The 22,365-nt window shown below is 66.5% G+C and carries 24 protein-coding genes and 1 tRNA gene; 17 read left to right on the top strand and 8 right to left on the bottom strand.

Going from position 1 to position 22,365, the window contains the following annotated elements; genetic code table 11:
- Window positions 1-58: 58 nt before the first annotated feature.
- Entirely contained in the window at window positions 59-958 is a 900-nt protein-coding gene (locus HBE63_RS16800) for an alpha/beta hydrolase (RefSeq protein WP_243858098.1), read from the top strand.
- Window positions 945-1,595 (top strand): maleylpyruvate isomerase family mycothiol-dependent enzyme, encoded by a 651-nt coding sequence (locus tag HBE63_RS16795; protein ID WP_243858096.1) that lies wholly within the window; start codon window positions 945-947, stop codon window positions 1,593-1,595. The genes HBE63_RS16800 and HBE63_RS16795 overlap by 14 nt, the downstream gene beginning before the upstream one ends.
- On the opposite strand, the gene HBE63_RS16790 is transcribed toward HBE63_RS16795, so the two are convergent.
- Window positions 1,573-1,956, bottom strand: coding sequence for a VOC family protein (locus HBE63_RS16790; protein WP_166905744.1), 384 nt, complete (start codon window positions 1,954-1,956; stop codon window positions 1,573-1,575). The two genes, HBE63_RS16795 and HBE63_RS16790, sit on opposite strands and share 23 nt — an antisense overlap.
- Before the next feature lie 56 nt (window positions 1,957-2,012).
- On the opposite strand from HBE63_RS16790, the gene HBE63_RS16785 reads away from it, so the two are divergent.
- Both HBE63_RS16785 and HBE63_RS16780 read left to right on the top strand, forming a co-directional pair.
- Complete coding sequence (locus HBE63_RS16785; protein WP_166905743.1) at window positions 2,013-2,537, top strand: GNAT family N-acetyltransferase; 525 nt, start codon at window positions 2,013-2,015, stop codon at window positions 2,535-2,537.
- Window positions 2,537-3,562: a nitronate monooxygenase gene (locus HBE63_RS16780; protein WP_166905742.1), complete on the top strand. Its 1,026-nt coding sequence runs from the start codon at window positions 2,537-2,539 to the stop codon at window positions 3,560-3,562. The genes HBE63_RS16785 and HBE63_RS16780 overlap by 1 nt, the downstream gene beginning before the upstream one ends.
- Here HBE63_RS16780 and HBE63_RS16775 read toward each other — a convergent pair.
- From HBE63_RS16775 to HBE63_RS16765, 3 genes are read right to left on the bottom strand one after another with little or no spacing between them, the layout of a single operon-like run.
- A complete protein-coding gene (locus tag HBE63_RS16775) occupies window positions 3,559-4,443 on the bottom strand; it encodes a DUF4097 family beta strand repeat-containing protein (protein WP_166905741.1) in 885 nt (294 codons plus the stop codon). The genes HBE63_RS16780 and HBE63_RS16775 overlap by 4 nt on opposite strands.
- Window positions 4,444-4,475: 32 nt before the next feature.
- On the bottom strand, window positions 4,476-5,120 hold the full coding sequence (locus tag HBE63_RS16770) for a response regulator transcription factor (RefSeq protein ID WP_166905740.1): 645 nt from the start codon (window positions 5,118-5,120) through the stop codon (window positions 4,476-4,478).
- Window positions 5,108-6,427 carry a sensor histidine kinase gene (locus tag HBE63_RS16765; protein WP_166905739.1) on the bottom strand — a complete coding sequence of 440 codons (1,320 nt, stop codon included), beginning with the start codon at window positions 6,425-6,427 and terminating at the stop codon, window positions 5,108-5,110. The genes HBE63_RS16770 and HBE63_RS16765 overlap by 13 nt, the downstream gene beginning before the upstream one ends.
- A gap of 163 nt (window positions 6,428-6,590) precedes the next feature.
- Here HBE63_RS16765 and HBE63_RS16760 point away from each other — a divergent pair, with 163 nt between their 5' ends.
- Window positions 6,591-7,016: a DoxX family protein gene (locus HBE63_RS16760; RefSeq protein ID WP_166905738.1), complete on the top strand. Its 426-nt coding sequence runs from the start codon at window positions 6,591-6,593 to the stop codon at window positions 7,014-7,016.
- 3 nt (window positions 7,017-7,019) lie between these two features.
- On the opposite strand, the gene HBE63_RS16755 is transcribed toward HBE63_RS16760, so the two are convergent.
- On the bottom strand, window positions 7,020-7,442 hold the full coding sequence (locus HBE63_RS16755) for a VOC family protein (protein WP_371814768.1): 423 nt from the start codon (window positions 7,440-7,442) through the stop codon (window positions 7,020-7,022).
- Between the two features lie 42 nt (window positions 7,443-7,484).
- On the opposite strand from HBE63_RS16755, the gene HBE63_RS16750 reads away from it, so the two are divergent.
- The 6 genes from HBE63_RS16750 (at window position 7,485) to HBE63_RS16725 (ending at window position 13,302) form a co-directional block, all read left to right on the top strand.
- Window positions 7,485-8,366, top strand: coding sequence for an LLM class flavin-dependent oxidoreductase (locus HBE63_RS16750; protein ID WP_166909888.1), 882 nt, complete (start codon window positions 7,485-7,487; stop codon window positions 8,364-8,366).
- A gap of 393 nt (window positions 8,367-8,759) precedes the next feature.
- Window positions 8,760-9,131: a hypothetical protein gene (locus HBE63_RS16745; RefSeq protein ID WP_166905736.1), complete on the top strand. Its 372-nt coding sequence runs from the start codon at window positions 8,760-8,762 to the stop codon at window positions 9,129-9,131.
- A gap of 155 nt (window positions 9,132-9,286) precedes the next feature.
- Window positions 9,287-10,642 carry an LLM class flavin-dependent oxidoreductase gene (locus tag HBE63_RS16740; protein ID WP_166905735.1) on the top strand — a complete coding sequence of 452 codons (1,356 nt, stop codon included), beginning with the start codon at window positions 9,287-9,289 and terminating at the stop codon, window positions 10,640-10,642.
- Window positions 10,643-10,655: 13 nt separating this feature from the next.
- Window positions 10,656-11,714, top strand: coding sequence for an ABC transporter substrate-binding protein (locus HBE63_RS16735; RefSeq protein ID WP_243858094.1), 1,059 nt, complete (start codon window positions 10,656-10,658; stop codon window positions 11,712-11,714).
- Complete coding sequence (locus HBE63_RS16730) at window positions 11,711-12,589, top strand: ABC transporter permease (RefSeq protein WP_166905734.1); 879 nt, start codon at window positions 11,711-11,713, stop codon at window positions 12,587-12,589. Before HBE63_RS16735 ends, HBE63_RS16730 begins: the two co-directional genes overlap by 4 nt.
- On the top strand, window positions 12,565-13,302 hold the full coding sequence (locus HBE63_RS16725) for an ABC transporter ATP-binding protein (RefSeq protein WP_166905733.1): 738 nt from the start codon (window positions 12,565-12,567) through the stop codon (window positions 13,300-13,302). The genes HBE63_RS16730 and HBE63_RS16725 overlap by 25 nt, the downstream gene beginning before the upstream one ends.
- 164 nt (window positions 13,303-13,466) lie before the next feature.
- Here the strand turns inward: HBE63_RS16725 and HBE63_RS16720 are convergent, their stop codons facing one another.
- Both HBE63_RS16720 and HBE63_RS16715 read right to left on the bottom strand, forming a co-directional pair.
- The gene (locus tag HBE63_RS16720) at window positions 13,467-14,144 is read right to left on the bottom strand and encodes a GntR family transcriptional regulator (RefSeq protein ID WP_371814767.1); all 678 of its coding nucleotides are present in this window, start codon (window positions 14,142-14,144) and stop codon (window positions 13,467-13,469) included.
- 41 nt (window positions 14,145-14,185) lie between these two features.
- On the bottom strand, window positions 14,186-15,343 hold the full coding sequence (locus HBE63_RS16715) for an acyl-CoA dehydrogenase family protein (RefSeq protein WP_208301144.1): 1,158 nt from the start codon (window positions 15,341-15,343) through the stop codon (window positions 14,186-14,188).
- Window positions 15,344-15,516: 173 nt separating this feature from the next.
- On the opposite strand from HBE63_RS16715, the gene HBE63_RS16710 reads away from it, so the two are divergent.
- Window positions 15,517-15,690: a hypothetical protein gene (locus HBE63_RS16710; RefSeq protein ID WP_166905732.1), complete on the top strand. Its 174-nt coding sequence runs from the start codon at window positions 15,517-15,519 to the stop codon at window positions 15,688-15,690.
- 40 nt (window positions 15,691-15,730) lie between these two features.
- On the opposite strand, the gene HBE63_RS16705 is transcribed toward HBE63_RS16710, so the two are convergent.
- Window positions 15,731-15,803 (bottom strand) — tRNA-Arg (locus HBE63_RS16705).
- 105 nt (window positions 15,804-15,908) lie between these two features.
- On the opposite strand from HBE63_RS16705, the gene argS reads away from it, so the two are divergent.
- From argS to thrB, 5 genes are all read left to right on the top strand, one after another.
- Window positions 15,909-17,558, top strand: a complete 1,650-nt coding sequence (gene argS, locus HBE63_RS16700) for an arginine--tRNA ligase (RefSeq protein WP_166905731.1) — start codon at window positions 15,909-15,911, stop codon at window positions 17,556-17,558.
- Between the two features lie 80 nt (window positions 17,559-17,638).
- Window positions 17,639-18,979, top strand: a complete 1,341-nt coding sequence (gene lysA, locus HBE63_RS16695; protein WP_208301466.1) for a diaminopimelate decarboxylase — start codon at window positions 17,639-17,641, stop codon at window positions 18,977-18,979.
- Window positions 18,976-20,295 carry a homoserine dehydrogenase gene (locus HBE63_RS16690; protein ID WP_166905729.1) on the top strand — a complete coding sequence of 440 codons (1,320 nt, stop codon included), beginning with the start codon at window positions 18,976-18,978 and terminating at the stop codon, window positions 20,293-20,295. Before lysA ends, HBE63_RS16690 begins: the two co-directional genes overlap by 4 nt.
- A complete protein-coding gene (gene thrC / locus HBE63_RS16685; RefSeq protein ID WP_166905728.1) occupies window positions 20,292-21,392 on the top strand; it encodes a threonine synthase in 1,101 nt (366 codons plus the stop codon). The genes HBE63_RS16690 and thrC overlap by 4 nt, the downstream gene beginning before the upstream one ends.
- 5 nt (window positions 21,393-21,397) lie before the next feature.
- The gene (gene thrB, locus HBE63_RS16680) at window positions 21,398-22,345 is read left to right on the top strand and encodes a homoserine kinase (protein WP_166905727.1); all 948 of its coding nucleotides are present in this window, start codon (window positions 21,398-21,400) and stop codon (window positions 22,343-22,345) included.
- The last annotated feature ends 20 nt before the right edge of the window (window positions 22,346-22,365 follow it).

The raw sequence follows: 22,365 nt of genomic DNA, 5'->3' as shown, positions 1-22,365 counted from the left end.
CGTACGTAATGCAGTCTACGTCATACGTACAACGTTCCTATATTTGGAGGTTGAGATCGTGGATGCCTTGGTCACGGCCCGGATCAGATTCGAATCTGCCGGGGAGTGGTGCGCAGCGTGGTTGACCTTGCCGGACGGGCCGGGCCCGCATCCGGGGATCGTGTTGGCCCATGGACTCGGGGCGACCCACGACATGATGCTCGCGCAGTATGAGCAGCATTTCGCCACTGCCGGGATCGCCGTCCTATCGTTCGACTATCGCCATACTGGAATGTCCGATGGTGCTCCACGGCAGCATATTTCGATACGAAGGCAGTGTCGGGACCTGCATGCGGCCATCGAGTGTCTGGGGCAGCGCGACGAGGTCGATTCCCGTCGGCTCGGACTGTGGGGGACGAGCCTCGGTGCGATGAACGTGGTTCGGGTGGCCGCCGAGCGGGTCGACCTCGCCGCCGCCGTTGTGCAGTGCCCGATCGTGCACGGGCCCGGCGCAGCGCGCAGCCTCGGTCTACTCGGCGCGCTGCGGTTGACCCCGGCGATTGTCGAGGATGTTGTGCGGGCCGCGGCTCGTCGAGGCAGGCGGTACGTGCCCGTCGTCGGTCCGCCGGGCGGCTTCGCCCTGGTGAATGCTCCGGGTGCGGAGGCGGGGTGGAACTCCACCGTCCCGCCCGGGGCCGGATTCGACAATCGGATCGCGGCGGCCGATGCCCTCGGCCTGGTGGCCATCTCGGCACTGCGGCACGCCCGCCGGGTGCGGACGCCGATGCTGGTGTGCGTGTGTGACCACGAGAACCTGATGTCGCCGCGCTATGCCGCAATGGCGGCCGCTCGCGCAACCAGAGGCGTTGCCCGCCATTACGATTCCGATCACTTCGCGATCTACCACCCCCCTTTGGTGAGCCAGGTGCTCGTCGACCAGACCGGATTTCTCAAGGAGCATCTCGGTGTCGGCGAATAAGGTGCTACGGGACAACGGCACCCGTTTCGACCGGGTTGCCGCGACATTGAGTCCTGACGAATGGGCGGCCCCGAGCCTGTGCGCTGAATGGACGAACCACGAAGTGCTCGCGCATTTGGTGATTGGCCTCAGCAGTGGCATCGGTGTCTTTGGTCGACAGATACTCCGACGTCGCGGATTCGACCCCGCCAACACCGCCATGGCGGCAATGCTTGCAGCGCGACACGCCCCAGACGAACTGCTGCACGACTTCCGCCGCTATACCGTCCACCCCGCCGGCACCGGCCGGTACTTCCCGCGACGGCTCCTCACCGGTGACCACGTCACCCACGAACTCGACATTCTCTACGCTCTCGGCCGTGAGCCGCAGATCCCGGCCGAGGTACTCGTCGCGGTGCTGAACACTCAGGTGAGACTGCCGAATCCGTTCGTGCCCGCCTACCGCAACAGCCGGGGGCTGAGCCTGGTCGCCACCGATGCGGACTGGACGCACGGGAACGACGGGCCGCTCGTCGAGGGCCGTGCCGCCGAACTGGTGTCGGTGCTGGGCAGCCGCCCGGCGATGCTGCCGCGGTTGACCGGTGGGGGCGTAGGCCTGCTGTCGGAACGGGTCCTCAGCCGCCGTACGGGCGGGTGATGATCTCCAGGTAATGCCCGGACGGGTCCTGGAAGTACACCCCGCGGCCGCCGTCGTTGTGGTTGATCTCGCCCGGGTGCTGACCATGTGGATCGGCCCAGTGCTGCATGTCGCGGTCGCGGATCTTGCCGTAGATCGAGTCGAACTCGTCCTCGGACACCAGGAATGCGTAGTGCTGCGGCCGAATCTCTTCGTCGGGACCCATCTGGGCGTAATCGAGGCTGACTCCGTGATTGATCGTCACGGCGAGAAACGGACCGAACTCCTGGGGGCCGGGCAGGCCGAACAACTCGGTGAAGAACTCGGCTGAGACCCGCCGATCCTTGGCGGCGACGATGGTGTGGTTGAAGGTGATGGCCATATCAGTCCAGTAAACCGTTGGACTGGCACCCCCGGCAACGGTGCAGGATGGGGACCATGCCCCACACCCAGATTCTGGCCGGGCCACAGGTGCGGCTGCGGCCACCGGTCGTCGAGGACGCCGAAGCGCTGTACACCCGGATCGCTTCCGATCCCGAGGTGACGAAGTTTCTGTCCTGGCGTCCGCATTCCGGGGCGGCCGAAACGCGCCGGGTCATCACGACGTTGTTCAACGTCGGTGACGAGCAGACCTGGCTGGTCGAAGTCGACGGTGAGGTGGCCGGCCTGTGTGCCCGGCGACGACCTGAGCCGTACTCGGTGGAGCTGGGCTACTGCCTGGCCCGGCAGTGGTGGGGACGTGGCCTGATGTCGGAAGCGGTTTCGTTGATGTTGGCCGACCTACAACCGGATCCCACCGTGTATCGGATCGCGGCCTATTGCCATGTCGACAATGCCGGTTCGGCCGGGGTGCTGCGCCGGTGTGGTCTGTCACTGGAAGGAAGGCTCGCGCGGTACTCGATGTTTCCCAATATCAGTGACGAACCACAGGACGTGCTGTTGTTCGGGAAGGCGGTGCGGTGATGGGCCCATTCGATATTCGCGGGCTGCGGCGTCCGGTGATCGTGGCGCCGATGGCAGGTGGGCCCTCGACGCCGGAATTGGCTGCGGCCGGCAGCAATGCCGGCGGGCTCGGGTTCCTGGCGGCCGGTTATCTGACCGCCGACGCGCTCGCCGAAAGAGTCACCGCGGCGCGCCGATTGACCTCCGAACCCCTCGGGGTGAATCTTTTTGCGCCCCAGCCCAGTGCGGGCACACCGGAACAGGTCCGGGCCTATGCCGACGTGCTGGCCGGTTGGGCGCAGCGCTACGGGGTGGCACTCGGTGAGCCGAGGTACGACGACGACGCGTGGGCCGCCAAGTTGGACGCGGTGCTGGACCTGCGGCCCGAGGTGGTCTCGTTCACGTTCGGATTGCCCAGCGAGCCCGAGATCGCCCGGTTGCGGGGTGCCGGGATCGGCACCGTCGGTACGGTGACGACGCTGGACGAAGCCTGGCTGGCAGTGCGGCGCGGCGTCGATGCCCTTGCGGTTCAGGGACCGGGAGCGGGTGGGCACCGCGGCACGTTCGATCCGGGCGCCTCGCCGGCATCGCAGTCACTGGATCACCTGCTGGCCGACGTGCTGGCGGCGGTGGACATCCCGGTTGCGGCGGCCGGCGGGTTGATCAGTGCCGACGATGTTGCGGGCGTCCTGGCCGCCGGTGCGGTGGCTGCCCAGCTCGGCACGGCGTTCCTGCTGGCCGATGAATCCGGCAGCAGCCCCGTGCACCGAGCCGCGCTGCAGAGTCCAGAGTTCACCGAAACTGTTGTGACGCGCGCATTTTCCGGTCGCTATGCGCGAGGGCTGCGTAACCGCTTCATCACCGAGCACGATGGGCAGGCCCCGTTGGGCTACCCCGAGATCCACTACCTGACCAGCCCGGTGCGCAAGGCCTCGGTGGCGGCGGGAGATCCGCAGGCCACCAATGTGTGGGCCGGCACCGGGTGGCGCCGGGCTCGCTCGGGATCGGTGGCCGAGATCATCGACGGGTTGACTGCGGACCGCTAGCGCTGCCCGAGGCCGACATCCTCGACGACGACGTCGCCGTCATCGGAGCGCACTGTGACCTCGGCGGCGGCGCTGTCGGGCACGGTCGTCTCGGGCACCCGCACCTGGGTCGAGGATCCGGACTGGGCGTGCACCAGATACGGTCCGCGCCCGGGCAGTCCGATGGTCACATCACCGTTGCGGCTCACGGCATCGACCCGCCGCGGCGCGGTGTCGCGGAAGTCGACGGCGATGTCACCGTCAGATGTGGTGGCGTTGAACTGTTCGGTGACCGCGATGGGGGAGCGGGAGAAGATCTCGCCGTTCACGGTGTGGGCCTCGACGCGGCGGGCAGCACCCCGCAGGATGATCGGACCGTCTGTGGTGCGGGCGATCAACTGGTCCAGGTCCGCCTGTGCGATCACCGTGCCGATCTCCTGCTCGGTGCGCACTGTCAGCCGACGGGCCTGCTCGGGTGGTATGGCGACGGTGATCTCGCCGCCCCGGGCCCACTCCAGGACACGGGAAGGGTTGCCCTCTACCGCGATCCGGGTCTCGTAGCCGTCGGTGGTGACCTGCAGTCGGTGTTCACCGCTGCGGGTGGTGTTCACCAGGCGCAGGTCGGCGGCGGCGTCCCGGGTTTCGCGGTCCGCGATGATCCGGATGGCGATGGGGATGCGTGCGGTGTCGATCACCAACGATCGCATCGTGCCCGGCAGGGCCTCGTGATCGGTGACGACGCGGACGTTGCTCACGGCCCATGCCGCGAAACCCAGCGATGCCACCGAACCGGCTACGAGCAGCGTCGCTGCGGCGATCAGGGCGAGACGGAACGCGGTGCGTCCGCCAGGGTTCAGCTGGGGCGGCAGGTTGACCGGTGGCGGAGGGGCGATGGTGGTCACGATGAAAGTCCTTCCCGGCGGGGATGTTCGGTCTAGGTCTCGAGGTAATGCAGCACCGCGAGCACGCGGCGGTTCTCGCTCTCGTCGGGAGCGAGGTCGAATTTCGTGAAGATCGAGGCGATGTGCTTCTCGGCCGAGCCGACCGAGATGTGCAGTGCGGCCGCGATGGCCGAGTTCGTCCTGCCCTCTGCCATGAGTTGCAGGACGTCGCGTTCACGCGGGGTCAGCTGGTCGAGGACACTGTGTCGGGCCGAACGGACCAGGATCTGTGACACCACCTCCGGATCGAGCACCGTGCCGCCGCCACCCACCACCTCGACCGCGTCGAGAAATGCCGGCACATCGGCCACCCGGTCCTTCAACAGGTAGCCGAATCCTTTTGTGTCCGAGGCGATCAGATCGGCCGCGTAACGTTCCTCGACGTAGTGCGAGAGCACCAGCACGGGGGACTCCGGGTTCTGGCTGCGCAGCAGGGCTGCGGCCCGGATGCCCTCGTCGGTGAACGTTGGCGGCATCCGGACATCGAGGATGGCCAGGTCGGGGTGATACTCGTTGACGAGCCGCAGCAGGTTGGTGGCGTCGGGCACGCCGGCCACCACCTCGTGCCCGGCGTCGGCCAGGATCCGCTCGATACCGGCCCGCAGCAGCGCCGAGTCCTCGGCGATCACGATGCGCATGGCAGCACCGCCGTCACGATCGTCGGACCCGTGGTGGGACTGGACACAGCGAAGGACCCGCCGGCGGCCCGGACGCGTTCGTCGAGTCCGCGGAGGCCGGTGGCGTTCTCGCCGGCGTCGATGACGGCGCCGCCCTGGCCGTCGTCGAACACCGAGACGTACAGCACGTTGGCGGTGTCATCCAGGCGCACGGTGACCACCGCCTGGGAAGCGTTGGCGTGCTTGGCGATGTTGGTCAACGCCTCGGCCACCACGAAGTAGGCAACCGATTCCACTTCATCGGGCAGCCTGCGGGGCAGCTCGATGTGCAATGTGGTTGGTACCCCGGAGGTTTCGGCGCGCTGCACCACCGAGGACAGTGCTGCGTCAAGGCCTCGGTCCGACAGGATCGTCGGCGCGATGCCGCGCACCACGTTGCGCAGTTCGACGAGTGCGGCCTTGGCGTCGTCGTGAGCCTCGGCGATCAGCGCCTTGGCGGCGGGCTGGTCCGAATCCATCTTTGTCTGCGCCAGCCCGATCGTCATCGCCAGCGACACCAGTCGGGGCTGCACGCTGTCGTGCAGGTCCCGCTCGATGCGGTGCCGTTCGGTCTGCGCAGAGGACACCGCGCCCTGCCGGGCATCGGCCAGCGCACTCACCTGATATTCCAGGGCGGCGGTGGGCGACGGCGACAGCAGCCATCGATCGATCGCGGCGTCCACGGCCGGGGCGAGTATCAGGATGACCACCGCGGCGATGACGGCGACGATCGCCAGCAGCCACGCGATCGGGGGGGAGAGGAACACCAGGCCGGCATCGTTGTCGCTGTGACGGATGGCGACGGCCGCGGCCGGGCCCAGGAAGGCGAAGGTCAGCAACGCGAATGCGAGGCCGGTGGCGAGCATGTCGTAGGTCATCCGCAGGTAGTGGTGGCAGACACCTTTCCAAAACCGGGTACTGCCGACGTCCAGCCACAGCTGATGCGCCCAGCCCTGGAAGCCCGTGTGCGGTGACAGTCGACGGGGTGGGATACCGATTCCGAAACCGAACACGGCCTCACTGCGGATCCGCTCGAACCGCTCCACGCCGCGCATCAGGTAGATGAACACCACCCCGGCGAGCAGGAATCCGATCACCGACGGAATTGAGGAGACCCCGATGACCATGATGGACAACGGAATCCAGAACCACACGAGCGCGACGGCGGCACCGGTGATCATCGACGCGGTCGGCACGACGCCGATATTGCGCGATTTCCAAACGGGCTCAGACGACGGCTGGGGAGGTGCGGGCAGGACCGGCGATCCGGTTTCGCTCATTGCGACCATGCCTTCAACCTACGAAGTTGTGCGGCCCGGCGACACAGCGTTTTCCCGAGATCCCGCTGGGGGATAACCACCCCCCACCCTTCGGCGATGAGTTTCGTCAGGCGGACCGGTCTACCCGCTGTCACCCTTTCGCCACACCAGGACACACCGGTAGGAGCAACCCATGACCGCCCTGTCTTCACCCGACACCCATGCCCCAGGCCGTGACGGCACGTCGCTGAGCCACAAGATCGGAATCGGGATCAGCGTGCTCGTCGGCGCCTTTCTCGTATTCGATGTGTTCGGCAAGTTCACCCTTCCGCAGCAGGTGAAGGATGGAACTGCCACCCTCGGCTTTCCCAGTGGGCAGGCCCTGGTGATGGGGATCGTCCTGGCGGCGTGCGTGGTTGTCTTCGTCGTCCCGCGCACGGCGGTGCTCGGCGCGGTGGGCATCACGGCCTACCTCGGCGGCGCTGTCACCGCGAACATGCGCATCGAAGCACCGCTGTTCAGTCACACCCTGTTCGCGGTCTACCTCGGTGTGCTGATGTGGATCGGAATGGTGCTCCGACGCCCCGAGTTGCTCAGGGTTGCCGGCCTGCGTCGTTGAAACCTACTTGGGCGCGGTGAGCTCCAACGCGATGTTGTCGGGGTCGCGGAACTCCAGGATGTAGGAGGGGCCGATGTCCTTGACGGGCTCGTGCGCGATGTTCAGATCGTCGAGGTGGAGCGCGGCGTCGTTCAGCTCCGCGGGGCTCGTGAGCCGGAAAGCCAAGTGGTCCAGCCCCGTTCGGTTCTCGTCGAACGCGTCGCGCCCGACCGGACGCAGGCCGATCAGCGTTGCCCCGGCGTCGTAGATGACCCCGCCGGACAGAAAACTCAGCCGGGCGCGGGTGGTGACGTCGGCGTCCTGCGGCAATTCGATCAGAACCGGCCAGCCGAAAACGCTCTCGTAGAACTGCCGGGACCGTTCGATATCGGTGACCGTGAGCCGCACATGCGCGACCGAGGACGTGGTGATGGCCATGGGGTTCATGCTGCCACCCCGACGTGACAGAATCCGTGCGTGCGCGTGGGTATGACGATGCCGGTCATGGAACCTCAGTTGGATGCGACGACGCTGCGGTCTTGGGCGCACGTCATCGACGGAGGCCCGTTCTCGTCGCTGTGCTGGGGCGAGCGCATCGCCTTCGACAATCCCGACAGCCTGACCCTGCTGGGCGCGCTGGCGGCCTGGACCGACCGGGTGCGGCTGGTCACCACCGTTGTGGTGCCGCAGCTGCACAATCCGGTGATGCTGGCCAAGGGCCTGGCCACCGGTGATCTGCTCAGCGGCGGGCGGTTGACCGTGGGCATTGGTGTCGGCGGTCGCCACGAGGACTATCACGCGGTCGGCGCCGACCCGGCGTCCCAGACCCGGCGGGGAATGGCCGAGCGGGTCGCGGTGATGAAGCGGGTGTGGGCCGGCGAGCGGGTCACCGACTCGGTGCTTCCAGTCGGGCCGCCACCGGTTCAGAGCGGTGGGCCGCCACTGCAGATCGGCTCGATCGGGCCCAAGACCATCCGGGACGCCGCGGTCTGGGCCGACGGCGTGGCCGGCACAACCTTGGATCTGGATCTGGCCCGCCAAGCCGAGTTGTTCGACGTCGCCCGGACCGCGTGGGCCGCGGCCGGCAAACCCAAGCCGCACCTGGCCACCTCATTCTGGTTCGCGCTCGGTAGACCCGAGGAGGCCCGCGCGCAGGTACACCGGCACCTGCGCCGGTATATGAACTGGATCCCGGCTGAATACGTCGACGCCATGGCTCCCATGACGGGCTGGGCCGGTACCGAAGAGGAATTGGTCGAGGTGCTCGGCAAGTTCGAGGACATCGGCACCGACGAGGTACATCTGATCCCGACCAGCTCCGACATCGACCAGCTGCGCCGGGTGGCCGAGGTGGCCAAAGTCCTCGCCTGAAATCCTCCGCCCACGCTATTTCAGCAAAACGTGAGCAAGATCATGGAATAGGCGTCGGCGTCGCCTGGATCTCTGTTCTGCGGCGAGGTTCCCGGCGTTGTCAGGCTCGGGAACGGCCTGGCGACAGCTGCCAGGGTTTCCGCAAGAATTCCTGCTCATCAGGCACAAAGACGTGCGGTTGCGCTGTTGTTCACCTATCGGTTACCGGTTGTTCGGGTGGGGTGCCGTGAGCTAGAGGCGTTGTCGGGTACAGCGAAGGGCAATCCGGCGTGAGGCCAGCTACAGCAAACGATGTCAACGGTGCGTCCGCGATCGGCGCTCGCGGGATTCTGGCACTAGCGTATTAATCCACGTCGTCGTCAGACGGCGGCGGATACGACAGTTGGGGAACTCATGATCCAGAAGAGCTTGATCGCCACGACCCTGGCGGCTGGGGCACTCGGCGCCGCCGTGGCGCTGTCCGCGCCGGCCTCGGCCGATTCCAAGGGCAACAGCACCGTCGGGTGCTCGCCGTGCGACCGCGTGTCCTCGTCGGTCACCGATGCCGTCACCGACGCCGCCAAGAGTGCGCTCACCGGTGGGGTCGATCTGCCGGAGAGCCCCATCGTCGACAAATGGACGAAGTTCCCCGGCGAGACGGCCGAGAAGTGGGGCGGTTTCCCGGGTAAGACGGCCGAGAAGTGGGCGACCTTCCCCGGCAAGACCGCCGAGAAGTGGGGCGGCTTCCCGGGCAAGGTTCTGAAGAAGTGGACCGGCCTGGGCTAAACCCCACCGAAGCACCCGCAGACAGCACACGAGCCCCCACGCTCGTGTGCTGTCTGCGTGTTAGCTGGAATTTCGCTGATCTTAACTGTTCTCGCAGCACACCTTGGCCCCTGAAATGGATGCAGCCCGTTCACCGTCCAAAGGAGCTCGTCGCCATGGCTGCGCCCGCACGGCAGTTGCACCTCAACGCATTTCTGCGCAATATCGGCCAGCACGAAGCGGCGTGGCGCCTTCCCGAAACCGATCTGGCCGGCATCACCGACATCGCTCACTACATCGAACTGGCCCGCATCGCCGAGCGCGGAAAGCTCGACGCGGTTTTCTTTGCCGATCACCCAGTGCTCAAGGACCAGACCGAGTTTCGCCCGTTCGACGCTCTGGATCCGGTCACCTTGGTCGCCGCGCTGGCCGGGGCCACCACGAGCGTCGGGCTGATCGCGACGGCATCCACCACGTACAACGACCCGTACGGCCTGGCGCGGCGATTTGCCACACTGGACCATGTGAGCCGGGGTCGAGCCGGCTGGAACGTGGTGACGACGGCCAACGCGTCGGCCGCGGCCAACTTCGGGGTGCCGAGTCACCCGGACCCCGCAGAGCGCTACCGGCGTGCCGATGAGTTTCTTCAGGTCGCGTTGAAGTTGTGGGACAGCTGGGACGACGACGCCATCGTCGGCGACAAGGTGGCGCCGCGCTTCGTGGATCCGGCCAAGATCCATGCCATCAACCATTCCGGGCCGTACTTCGACGTGGCGGGGCCGCTGGAAGTGCCGCGCTCTCCGCAAGGGCACCCGGTGCTGTTCCAGGCCGGATCATCCGAGCCCGGTAAGGATCTCGCCGCCAGGTACGCCGAGGCCATCTTCACCGCACAGCCCACGCTGGAGGAGGCCAGAGACTTCTACCGCGACGTCAAGGCGCGCGTCCGCCGCCATGGTCGCAACCCCGACCAGGTGCACGTCCTGCCCGGATTGTCGGCGATCATCGGCGGCACCGAAGCTGAGGCCCACCAGCGTCAGCGCGAATTCGAGGACCTCACGGTGCCTGATTACGGGCTGGATCAGCTGAGCGCCATCGTCGGCTTCACGGTGACCAAGGACGATCTCGAACGGAAACTGAGCTTCCCGTCCGAGGATCCGGGCGACACGTTCATCAAGAGCCGACTCGCCCTGGTGAAGCGTCTGGTGGAAACCGAGAACCTCACCGTCCGTGAGTTGCTGCTGCGGCTCAGCAGCGGCCGCGGGCACCGGTTGTTCGCCGGCACTCCCGAACAGGTTGCCGACACCATCGAGGAATGGTTCACCACCGGTGGGGCCGACGGATTCAACCTCATCCCGCCGGCGTTGCCGTCGTCACTGACCGATTTCGTCGACCAGGTGGTTCCAGAGTTGCAGCGCCGCGGCATCTTCCGTGAGGAATACACCGGCACCACACTCCGTGACCACCTCGGTTTGGACCGGCCGGCCAACCGATTCAGTACCGACACGGACGCTGCCGTGTCGGCGGCGAGCTGACAGGGAACTTGATATGCGTAATCCGTTGACCCGCGTGACCCGGGTGATTCTGGCCGCCGGCCTCGTTGCAAGCGTGGTAGCCGCCTGCCAGTCGTCCGGATCCGGTGCGTCGGGTGCCGGCGGCCTGTCGGCCGACGCACCGATTCCGGTGGCGGTTCCGAAGGGCACCAGCCTGGTGGTGGCTGATGACGCGAACCGGCTCAAGACACTGTTCAAACTCTCGGGCGAGCAGGACCGGCTCAGCGCCGACGTCACCTACGCCAACTTCAGCAGCGGACCGCTGCGCCTGGAGGCAATCCGTTCCGGCAACGCACAATTGGGCCGGGTCGGCGATGTGCCGCCCATCCTCGCGCACTATTCGGACGCCGGGGTGCCGATCGTCGGTGCCGTGAAATACGACGGGAACGGGCTGGTGCTGGCCACCTCGCCCGGGTCGGGCATCTCGACGCTGAAAGACCTGGCGGGCAAGAAGATCGCGATCAACGAGGGCACGGCGCAACAGGCGGTCGTGCTGCGCAATCTCAAGTCCGTGGGCCTGAGCATCAAGGACGTGCAGCCGGTCAATCTGGGCCTGGCCGAGTTCGCCGACGGCCTGCGTGCCGACCAGGTCAACGCCGCGGTGCTCAAGCAACCGGACCGTGTCCGCTACCTCACCTCCACCAAGGGGGAGGGGAGCATCGAAATCCCCAATGCCCCAGGCGCTTATCCCGGTCTGTATTACGTCTACGCCAGCCTGGAAGCGCTGTCCGATCCGGGACGCGCCGCGGCCATCCGTGAGTTCGTCATTGCGTGGTACCGCGCCGAGCAGTGGCTCAACGACCACAAGCAGACCTGGATCGACGAGTATCTGATCAAAGACCAGAAGGTCGGCCCGGAGGATGCCAAGGCGATCGCGGCAGCCGACGGACGCTCCTCGGTGCCGGGATTCACCGATGAGCTGATCAACACCCAGCAGGAGACGATCGACCTGCTTCAGCAGGCCGGCGCGTTCCCAGGAAAGACGTTGCACGCCAGGGACGAATTCGATCCCCGCTTCGCTGATCTCAACGCGACATCGGCAGGCAACCAGTGACCACCGTCCAGACGGCACCCTCTTCGGCGACGGCGGAAGCGGAGGCCGTCGAACGCCAGGACTATCCGCACCTGGAACGCCGATCGGGAGCACAACGGCGGCGACGGTTGGGGCCGGGCCGGGCGATCCCCGCGTCGCTCGCGATCGGACCGCTGTTGCTACTGGCCGTCTGGATCGTCACCTCGCAACTCGGCATCCTCGATCCGCGCACCCTGCCGCCGCCGCTGGACATCCTGCGCACCGCCGGCGAGATGTGGTCGGACGGCCGGTTGCCGACGAATATTCTGGCGTCACTCAAACTGGCGTCGATCTCGCTGGCCATCGGTGTGACACTGGGCCTGGCGCTTTCGCTCATCTCGGGGCTGAGCCGCATCGGGGAGGCCATCGTCGACGGGCCGGTCCAGGTCAAGCGCGCGGTGCCGACTCTCGCCATCATCCCGCTGGCGATCATCTGGTTCGGCATCGGCGACACCATGAAGATCATCATCATCGCCACCAGCGTGCTGATCCCCGTCTACATCAACACCACCGCGCAGCTCAAGGGTGTCGACCTGCGGCACGTCGAACTGGCTGAAACCGTTGGGCTGTCGCGCAGTCAGTTCATCCGCAAGGTGGCCATCCCGGGTGCCCTACCCGGGTTCTTCACCGGGCTGCGGCTCGCGGTCACCATCTCGTGGACCGCGCTGGTGGTCGTCGAACAGGTCAATGCGACCAGCGGCATCGGCTATCTGATGACCCAGGCCCGGCTGTACGGGCAGCTCGACGTCGTGGTGGTCGGACTGCTGGTCTACGCGGTGTTCGGGCTCACCGGGGACTATGCGGTCAGGGCCGTGGAGAGGAGAGCCTTGTCGTGGCGGCGCGCGCTGGGAACCTGACCGAAGAAGTCGCTGTCGTCCGTGAGCTCAGCCGTTCATTCGGTGGCACAACGATTCTCGATGCGGTGGACCTGACGATCCGCAAGGGCGAATTCGTGGCCCTGCTCGGCCGCAGCGGCTCTGGTAAGAGCACGCTGCTGCGCGCTCTGGCCGGGTTGGACCACGGGGTAGCCGGAACAGGGGACCTGTACGTCGCCCGCGATGTGTCGGTGGTGTTCCAGGATTCCCGGCTGCTGCCGTGGGCGCGGGTGCTCGACAACGTTGCGCTCGGTTTGTCCGGCCGCGAGGTCAGGCAACAGGCCAGCGCTGTGCTCGACGATGTCGGCCTGGCCGGGCGCGAGCAGGCTTGGCCGTACGAGCTGTCCGGCGGCGAGCAGCAACGCGTGGCCTTGGCCCGCTCACTGGTGCGCAATCCCGCGCTATTGCTGGCGGATGAGCCCTTCGGGGCCCTCGACGCCCTGACGCGGGTGCGCATGCACCACCTGCTCAAAGAGCTGTGCGCGAAATACGAACCCGGGGTACTGCTGGTGACCCACGATGTCGACGAGGCGGTCACCCTGGCCGACCGGGTTCTCGTCCTCGACGGCGGAACGTTCGTCGTGGATCGCCACCTGGATTTCCAGACTCCGGAGGCCCGCACGTACCGCAACCCGGAGTTCGTCGCGCATCGCGAGGCGCTGCTCGCTGCGCTCGGGGTGGGGGAGGCGGAGTAGCCCGTACACAGATCAGTGGTGACCCGCTGTTGACGGATCACCACTGATACGTGGGCGGTATTGGAGGGTTCCTCCCCCTGATCACCACCACCACTCCCGCGTCACCTGTTCGAATACCGACGCGATGGAGCCACTGTATACCTTGTTTGGAGTTTGCTGAAGGCTTATTTGCGGGCGCGAACAACCGATTCAAGATCTGTTCGACGTGTGGAGACGTGTTTGCCATGGTGATCGGCGAGTAGCGCACCGGCATTGCGGATATGTCGGGACATCGCGGCGCGGGCCTGATCGGGATCTCCTGCTCGCAGGTGCTCGATGACGGCGCGGTGATCCTGGGCCGAGGCCTCGGGCCACCCTTCCACCGCGGCGAAGAACTTGCGGGGCGCATAGGCCAGCGTCGTTTTGATCAGCCAGCGCATCTTGCGGGAACCGCTCAGCCGGTAGATCAGGGCGTGGAACTGATGGTTGAGGCGTTCCTCTTCGTCGAAATCTCCGGCCGCAGCGGCACGTTCGAGCGCGTCCTGGATCCGCTCGAGTTCGTCGACTGTCGCCGGCGTGATCGTGGCGGCGGCGCGGGCGGTGAGTTCACCGCCCAACAGTGCCTGAGCGTCGTAGATGTCGCGGATGTCGTCGCTCGACAGCGCGGTCACCATGAAGCCGCGTCGAGGCTCGACGGACAGAAAGCCCTCGGTCTGAAGCTGCAGCAGACCTTCGCGTGCCGGGGTGGCGCTGATGCCGAGTTCGTCAGCGACGGTCTCCGGGCGAATGAACTCGCCGGAATGCAGCTGCCCCGAGACGATGAGCTCGCGCACGTGGGCCGAGGCGATGTCGGACAACCGCATCGGCGTCCGTCTCTTCGAGTTTCCGGTCATGTCAGCGGGCCTCAGATGTCGAGTCCGCCGCGCTTGACGAGTTGCTTGGCGATCACGCCGCGCTGGATCTCGTTGGTGCCCTCGCCGACGATCATCAGCGGTGCGTCGCGGAAATAGCGTTCGACGTCGTACTCGGTGGAGTAGCCGTAGCCGCCGTGGATGCGCACGGCGCTCAGCGCGATCTCCATCGCGGTCTCGGAGGCGAACAGCTTGGCCATCCCGGCCTCCATGTCGCAACGCCCGCCGCCGTCGATGCGCTCGGCGGCATCGAGCAGGAGGCTGCGCGCGGCGTAGAGCTTGGTGCCCATGTCGGCGAGCATGTTGCCGACCGACTGATGCTTCCAGATCGGAACCCCGAAGCTCTCCCGGTCCTGGGCATACTGCAGCGCGTCGTCGAACGCGGCGCGGGCTACCCCGGTCGCCCGGGCGGCGACCTGGATCCGGCCGACCTCGAGTCCCTTCATCATCTGCGCGAAGCCACGTCCCTCCACGCCGCCCAGCAGCGCGTCCGAATCCACGTGGCAGTCAACAAAATTGATCTCACAGCTCTCGACGCCCTTGTATCCCAGCTTCGGGAGGTCCTTGGACACCGTGAAACCGGGGACCTTCTCCACCAACAGGATCGACACACCCTTGTGGGCGGGGGAGGCGGCCGGGTCGGTCTTACACAACAGCGCGACGAGGCCGGCCTTGCGGGCATTGCTGATCCAGGTCTTCGACCCGTTGATCACGTAGCCCGACTCGTCTTTCGTTGCGACGGTGCGCATGGCCTGCAGATCGGAGCCGCCGCCGGGTTCGGTGAGTGCCATCGTGGCCCGAAGCTCGCCGGTGGCCATCCGGGGCAGGTACTTGCCTTTTTGCTCCTCAGTGCCGAACTGCAACAACAGCTTTGACACCACGGTGTGCCCGCCCATTGCGCCGGCCAGGCTCATCCACCCGCGGGCGAGCTCTTCGGTGACCTGGGCATAGCACGGCATCGAAACCGCGGCGAAGCCATACGGTTCCGGGATCGCCAGCCCGAAGATACCCATCTCCTTCATTGCCTCGATGAGTTCTTCGGGGTAGGTGTTGGCATGTTCGAGTTCGCGGACGACGGGACGCACCTGCTTGTCGACGAAGTCGCGGACGGTTTCGACGATGGCCTGCTCTTCGGCGGACAAGGTGATCACTGGCTTCCTTCCGTAGCGCTCTATAGAAAATATTCTATAGAGATTGCGCGTGTCTGAGCCGAACGGTCTAATGGCGGCGGACCGCCACTCAGGACTGGTGGCGCGACGTCCTGGCCGAGGGCGAGCAGCTGGGCGCGTCGGGTTATCGGATCACGCTCGACGAGCCACGGCATGTGAACGTCACCGACGAGTCCGCATACGTCGTCGTTCCGGCGATGATGACGTTCGATCTGAAAGGTCAGAAGGTCACGCAGACGGGTGCCGTCTTCACGATCGCGCTGCGCGAAATCGAAGGCGATTGGCGGCTGACCGCATGGGCCTGGGCGAAGAGGAATCAACAGCCGTGATTCGGGCTGTTAACGCAGGTAAACTGGTATTTTGTGTGGGTGCCCCCGGCAGGATTCGAACCTGCGGCCTTCTGCTCCGGAGGCAGACGCTCTATCCCCTGAGCTACGGGGGCGCGGGCTGGAGTTCAGCTGCGCCGATTGGGCTTGCATAGCGTAGCGCATGGAAGAGCGAATACGGATTCGGGGCGCGGGGACCCCAGACCATAGGATGGACCCTCGTGACCCCCGCTGACCTTGCAGAGCTGCTCAAGGCTACTGCCGCCGCAGTGCTGACCGAACATGACCTGGACACCGCCGCGTTGCCCGACACCGTCACGGTCGAGCGCCCGCGCAACCTTGAGCACGGCGACTATGCGACCAACCTCGCGCTGCAGCTCGGTAAGAAGGTCGGGATCAATCCGCGCGAGCTGGCGGGCTGGCTGGCCACCGCCCTGGCCGCGGCCGACGGCATCGCCTCCGCTGAGGTCGCCGGACCCGGCTTCGTCAACCTGCGTATCGAGGCCTCTGCGCAGGGCGTCATCGTCACCAACGTGCTTACCGCGGGCGCGGGCTACGGCAACTCGACCGAACTCGCCGAGAAGGTCAACCTCGAATTCGTCTCGGCCAACCCGACCGGGCCCATCCACATCGGCGGCACCCGCTGGGCCGCCGTGGGCGATGCGCTGGGACGGCTGCTGTCGACTCAAGGCGCCGACGTCACCCGCGAGTACTACTTCAACGACCACGGCGGCCAGATCGACCGCTTCGCCCGCTCGTTGGTCGCCGCGGCCAAGGGGGAGCCGGCCCCGGAGGACGGGTACGCGGGTACCTACATCAACGACATCGCCGCGTCCGTGCTGGCCAAGCGGCCCGATGCGATGAGCCTGCCCGCCGACGAACAGCAGGAAGCCTTCCGCGAGATCGGTGTGGACCTGATGTTCACCCACATCAAGGAGTCGCTGCACGAGTTCGGCACCGAGTTCGACGTCTACACCCACGAAGACTCGATGCACACCTCCGGCCGCGTCGAGCAGGCCATCGCCAAGCTGCGTGAGACCGGCAGTATCTACGAGAAGGACGGCGCAACCTGGTTGCGCACCACCGAATTCGGTGACGACAAGGACCGCGTCGTCATCAAGAGCGACGGCAACCCGGCTTATATCGCCGGGGACATCGCCTATTACCTGGACAAGCGCGAACGCGGGTTCGACCTGTGCATCTACATGCTCGGCGCGGACCACCACGGCTACATCGCCCGGCTCAAGGCCGTTGCGGCCGCACTGGGGGAGGACCCGGCCACCGTCGAGGTGCTGATCGGCCAGATGGTCAACCTGGTCCGCGACGGCCAGCCGGTCCGGATGAGCAAGCGTGCCGGCACTGTCATCACCCTCGACGATCTGGTCGAGGCCATCGGCGTCGACGCCGCGCGGTATTCGCTCATCCGGTCCTCGGTGGACACGCCGATCGACATCGATCTGGCGCTCTGGTCCAGCGCGTCCAGCGAAAACCCGGTCTACTACGTGCAATACGCGCACGCCCGGCTGTCGGCGCTGGCCCGCAACGCCGCCGATCTCGGGGTCGCCGCCGATGCCGCACACCTGGATCTGCTGACCCACGACAAAGAGGGCATCCTGATCCGCAACCTGGGTGAGTTCCCGCGTGTGCTCAAAGCCGCTGCGGCACTACGTGAACCGCACCGCGTGTGCCGGTACCTGGAAGACCTGGCCGGCGACTATCACCGGTTCTACGACGCCTGCCGCGTGCTGCCGCAGGGCGATGAAGAACCGGGCGACCTGAATTCGGCGCGGCTCGCGCTGTGTGAGGCCACCCGCCAGGTGATCGCCAACGGTCTGGCCATCCTCGGCGTCAGTGCCCCGGAGCGCATGTGAACGCGCACCCCGCCGGCCCCCGGCACGCCGAAGAGGTCCACCACCCGGGCGCCCCCGCCAAACCTCAGTCTCCAGAAGAGATCCTGCTGCTGGCCCCGAACGTGTGGCCGCGCAACCTGGTTCGCGGCGACGACGGTGTGGTGTCGATAGCCGGAGTGCCGGTCACCGAGTTGGCGGCCGACTACGACACCCCGTTGTTCGTGATCGACGAGGACGACTTCCGGTCCCGTTGCCGCGACATCGCCGCAGCCTTCGGCGGCGGTGAGCACGTCCACTATGCGTCCAAGGCGTTCCTCTGCACCGAGATCGCCCGCTGGGTCAATGCCGAAGGTCTCTCGCTCGACGTGGCGACTGGCGGTGAGCTGGCGGTGGCACTGCGCGCGGATTTCCCGCCGGAACGAATCACGGTGCACGGGAACAACAAATCCGTCGTCGAGCTCACTGCTGCGGTCAAGGCCGGGGTCGGGCATATCGTGCTGGACTCCGAGATCGAGATCGAGCGTCTGGACGCCATCGCCGGGGCGGCCGGCGTGGTCCAGGATGTGCTGGTGCGGGTGACGCCCGGTGTCGAGGCGCACACCCACGAGTTCATCTCCACCGCCCACGAGGACCAGAAGTTCGGGCTGTCGCTGGCAAGCGGCGCGGCGATGGATGCGGTGCGCAAGGTGTTCGTCACCGACAACCTGCGGCTGGTCGGCCTGCATTGCCATGTCGGTAGTCAGATCTTCGACGTGGCCGGCTTCGAGGTGGCCGCCCACCGTGTGATCGGCCTGCTGCGTGACGTCGTGTCCGAATTCGGTGTCGAGAAGACATCGCAGATGTCGGTCATCGACCTCGGTGGGGGACTGGGGATCTCGTACGTCCCGTCCGACGACCCGCCGCCGATGAAGGAACTGGCCGACAAGCTCAAGGCCATCGTGCACAGCGAGTCCGAGGCGGTGGGACTGCCGACACCGAAGCTCGTGGTGGAACCGGGCCGCGCCATTGCCGGGCCGGGGACCATCACGCTGTACGAGGTCGGCACCGTCAAGGACGTGGCGATCAGCTCCACTGCGCAGCGACGCTACGTGAGCGTCGACGGCGGGATGAGCGACAACATCCGCCCGGCGCTGTATGACGCCGAGTACGACGCCCGCCTGGTGTCCCGCACCAGCGACGCGCCCGCGACGCTGGCGCGCATCGTCGGAAAGCACTGCGAGACCGGCGACATCGTGGTCCGCGACACCTGGGTCTCCGACGACATCGGGCCCGGTGACTTGCTGGCCGTTGCCGCCACCGGTGCCTACTGCTACTCGATGTCGAGCCGGTACAACCTGTTGTGCCGACCTGCTGTGGTGGCCGTGAAGGACGGCAAGGCACGGTTGGTGCTCCGTCGGGAGACCGTCGACGATCTTTTGAGCCTGGAGGTGAGTGGTCAATGAGTGAGAAGCCCATCGGCGTAGCGGTACTGGGGCTGGGCAACGTCGGCAGCGAAGTGGTGCGCATCATCAACGAGAGCGCCACCGATCTCGCCGCCCGCATCGGCGCCCCGCTCGAGGTGCGCGGCATCGGAGTGCGCAAGGTCTCCGGTGACCGTGGCGTGCCGGAGGATCTGCTCACCGACGACATCGTCGAGCTGGTGTCGCGCGACGACGTGGACATCGTGGTGGAGTTGATGGGCCCGGTGAAGCCGGCCCGCAAGGCCATCCTGGCCGCCCTCGAGCAGGGCAAGTCAGTGGTCACCGCCAACAAGGCGCTGATGGCACAGTCCACCGGCGAACTGGCGCAGGCCGCCGAAAAGGCGCGCGTCGACCTGTATTTCGAGGCCGCGGTCGCTGGTGCGATCCCCGTCATCCGTCCGCTGACCCAGTCACTGGCCGGTGATTCGGTGCTGCGGGTGGCCGGCATCGTCAACGGCACCACCAATTACATCCTGTCCGAGATGGACAGCACCGGAGCCGATTACACCTCGGCGCTGGCCGATGCCAGCGCGTTGGGCTATGCCGAGGCTGATCCCACCGCCGACGTCGAGGGCTACGACGCCGCGGCCAAGGCCGCGATTCTCGCCTCGATTGCTTTTCATACCCGGGTCACTGCCGACGACGTCTATCGCGAAGGCATCACCAAGGTGAGCGCCGCCGACTTCGAGTCGGCCCGAGCGCTGGGCTGCACCATCAAACTGCTGGCGATCTGCGAGCGGATCACCAGCGATGAAGGCAAGCAACGGGTTTCGGCCCGCGTCTATCCGGCGCTGGTGCCGTTGACGCACCCGCTGGCCGCGGTCAACGGCGCCTTCAACGCGGTGGTGGTCGAGGCCGAGGCGGCCGGCCGGCTGATGTTCTACGGCCAGGGCGCCGGGGGAGTGCCGACCGCGTCGGCCGTGATGGGTGACGTTGTGATGGCCGCGCGCAACCGGGTCCAGGGCGGCCGTGGTCCGCGGGAATCCAAGTACGCCAAGCTGCCGATCGCTCCGATCGGCTTCATCCCCACCCGCTACTACGTGAACATGAACGTCTCCGATCGTCCCGGTGTGTTGTCCGCGGTGGCAGCCGAATTCGCCAAGCGCGAGGTCGGCATCGCCGAGGTGCGCCAGGAGGGCATGCTCGACGAGGGCGGGCAGCCGAGTGGTGCCCGCATCGTGGTGGTCACCCACCAGGCCACCGATGCCGCGCTCTCGGAGACCGTCGAGGCACTGGCCGATCTCGATGTGGTGCAGACCATCAACAGCGTGCTGCGTATGGAAGGAACGAACGCATGAACCCCGGGACGCAAGGAAAGACCAGTGCAGGGCCGGTGCACCGACCCTGGCCGGGATTGATCGAGGCCTACCGAGATCGCCTCCCGGTCGGCGAGAACTGGACGCCGATCACCTTGCTCGAGGGCGGCACGCCGCTCATCCATGCCAAGCGGCTGAGCGAACTCACCGGCTGCACAGTGCATCTCAAGGTCGAGGGACTCAACCCGACCGGGTCTTTCAAGGACCGCGGCATGACGGTGGCGGTCACCGAGGCGCTGGCCCGTGGACAGGAGGCCGTGCTGTGCGCCTCCACCGGTAACACCTCGGCCTCGGCAGCGGCCTACGCCGCTCAGGCCGGTATCACCTGTGCCGTGCTGATCCCGCAGGGCAAGATCGCCATGGGCAAGCTCGCGCAGGCCGTCATGTACGGCGCCAAGATCATCCAGGTCGACGGCAACTTCGACGACTGCCTCGAATTGGCCCGCAAGATCACCGCGGATTTCCCGACCATCGCGCTGGTGAACTCGGTCAACCCGTACCGCATCGAGGGGCAGAAGACCGCCGCGTTCGAGATTGTCGACGCACTGGGCACCGCCCCCGACGTCCATGCGTTGCCGGTGGGCAACGCGGGCAACATCACCGCGTACTGGAAGGGTTACACCGAGTATCACCGCGACGGCCTGTCGGACCGGCTTCCGCGGATGCTCGGCACCCAAGCCGCCGGAGCTGCCCCGCTGGTGTTGGGTGAGCCGGTCAAGGAGCCCGAGACCATCGCCACCGCCATCCGGATCGGTTCGCCGGCGTCGTGGTCCGGTGCGGTCGAGGCTCAGCAGCAGTCCAAGGGCCGCTTCCTGGCCGCCACGGATGAGGAGATCCTCGCGGCGTATCACCTGATCGCCCGTAACGAAGGCGTGTTCGTCGAGCCGGCGTCGGCGGCCAGCGTGGCAGGTCTGCTCAAGTCGATCGAGGACGGCTGGGTCAAGCGTGGCTCGACAGTGGTCTGCACCGTCACCGGCAACGGCCTCAAGGATCCCGACACTGCGCTCAAGGACATGCCCACCGTCACCCCGGTGCCCGTCGATCCGGTCGCCGTCGTCGCCAAACTCGGACTGGTCTGAGCCTGGTGAATCAGACCCTGCCCGCCGGGCTCACGGCCACTGCTGTCGTCGCAGCCTCGAGTGCCAACCTCGGACCAGGCTTCGACAGTCTGGGGTTGGCGCTCAGCCTGTACGACGAAATCATCGTCGAGACAACCGAATCCGGCCTTCAGCTGGAGGTTGAAGGCGAGGGTGCGGGTCAAGTTCCGCTGGACGCGACGCATCTTGTGGTTCGCGCCATCGAGGCCGGGTTGCAGGCCACGGGCCACCGTGCCGCCGGTCTGATCGTGCGCTGCCGCAACGAGATTCCACATTCGCGTGGGCTCGGATCATCGGCCGCTGCCGTGGTCGGTGGTTTGGCGGTAGTCAATGGCCTTGTGGCGCAAGCGGGTTCGGATACCGTGACTGAGGATCAGCTGATCCAGCTGTCCAGTGAGTTCGAAGGCCACCCGGACAACGCGGCAGCGGCCGTGCTGGGCGGGGCGGTGGTGTCCTGGACCGAAACCGATGACGACGGTCGACCGAGGTACCGCGCGGTGCCGGTGCGGGTGCATCCGGATATCCGCCTGTTCCCCGCGGTCCCGCAGCAGCGGTCGTCTACCGCCGAGACCCGGGCCGTGCTGCCCGAGCAGGTCAGCCACGTCGATGCCCGCTTCAACCTCAGCCGGGCCGCCCTACTGGTGGTGGCACTGACCGAGCGGCCCGATCTGTTGATGACCGCCACGCAGGATGTGTTGCATCAACCACAACGCGAGGCGGCGATGCCGGCCTCGGCGGAATACCTCCAGCTGCTCCGGCGTTGTGGTATTGCAGCAGTGCTGTCCGGGGCCGGACCTACGGTTCTGGGACTGAGTTCGCAGGTAGGACTACCTGGTGAGGCCGTGGATTACGGCACCGCCAAAGGGTTCAGCGTCAAGGAAATGTCGGTCGGAGCGGGCGTCCGCTGGACGTCGGGTGTGGCCGCCAGGAACTGACGATGTGCGACACAAGGAGA

Origin of the sequence: Mycobacterium sp. DL440, assembly GCF_011745145.1 — a bacterium.
GTDB lineage: Bacteria > Actinomycetota > Actinomycetes > Mycobacteriales > Mycobacteriaceae > Mycobacterium.
Note: the sequence above shows the minus strand (reverse complement) of the source record. Positions and strands in the feature narration are given on the sequence as shown.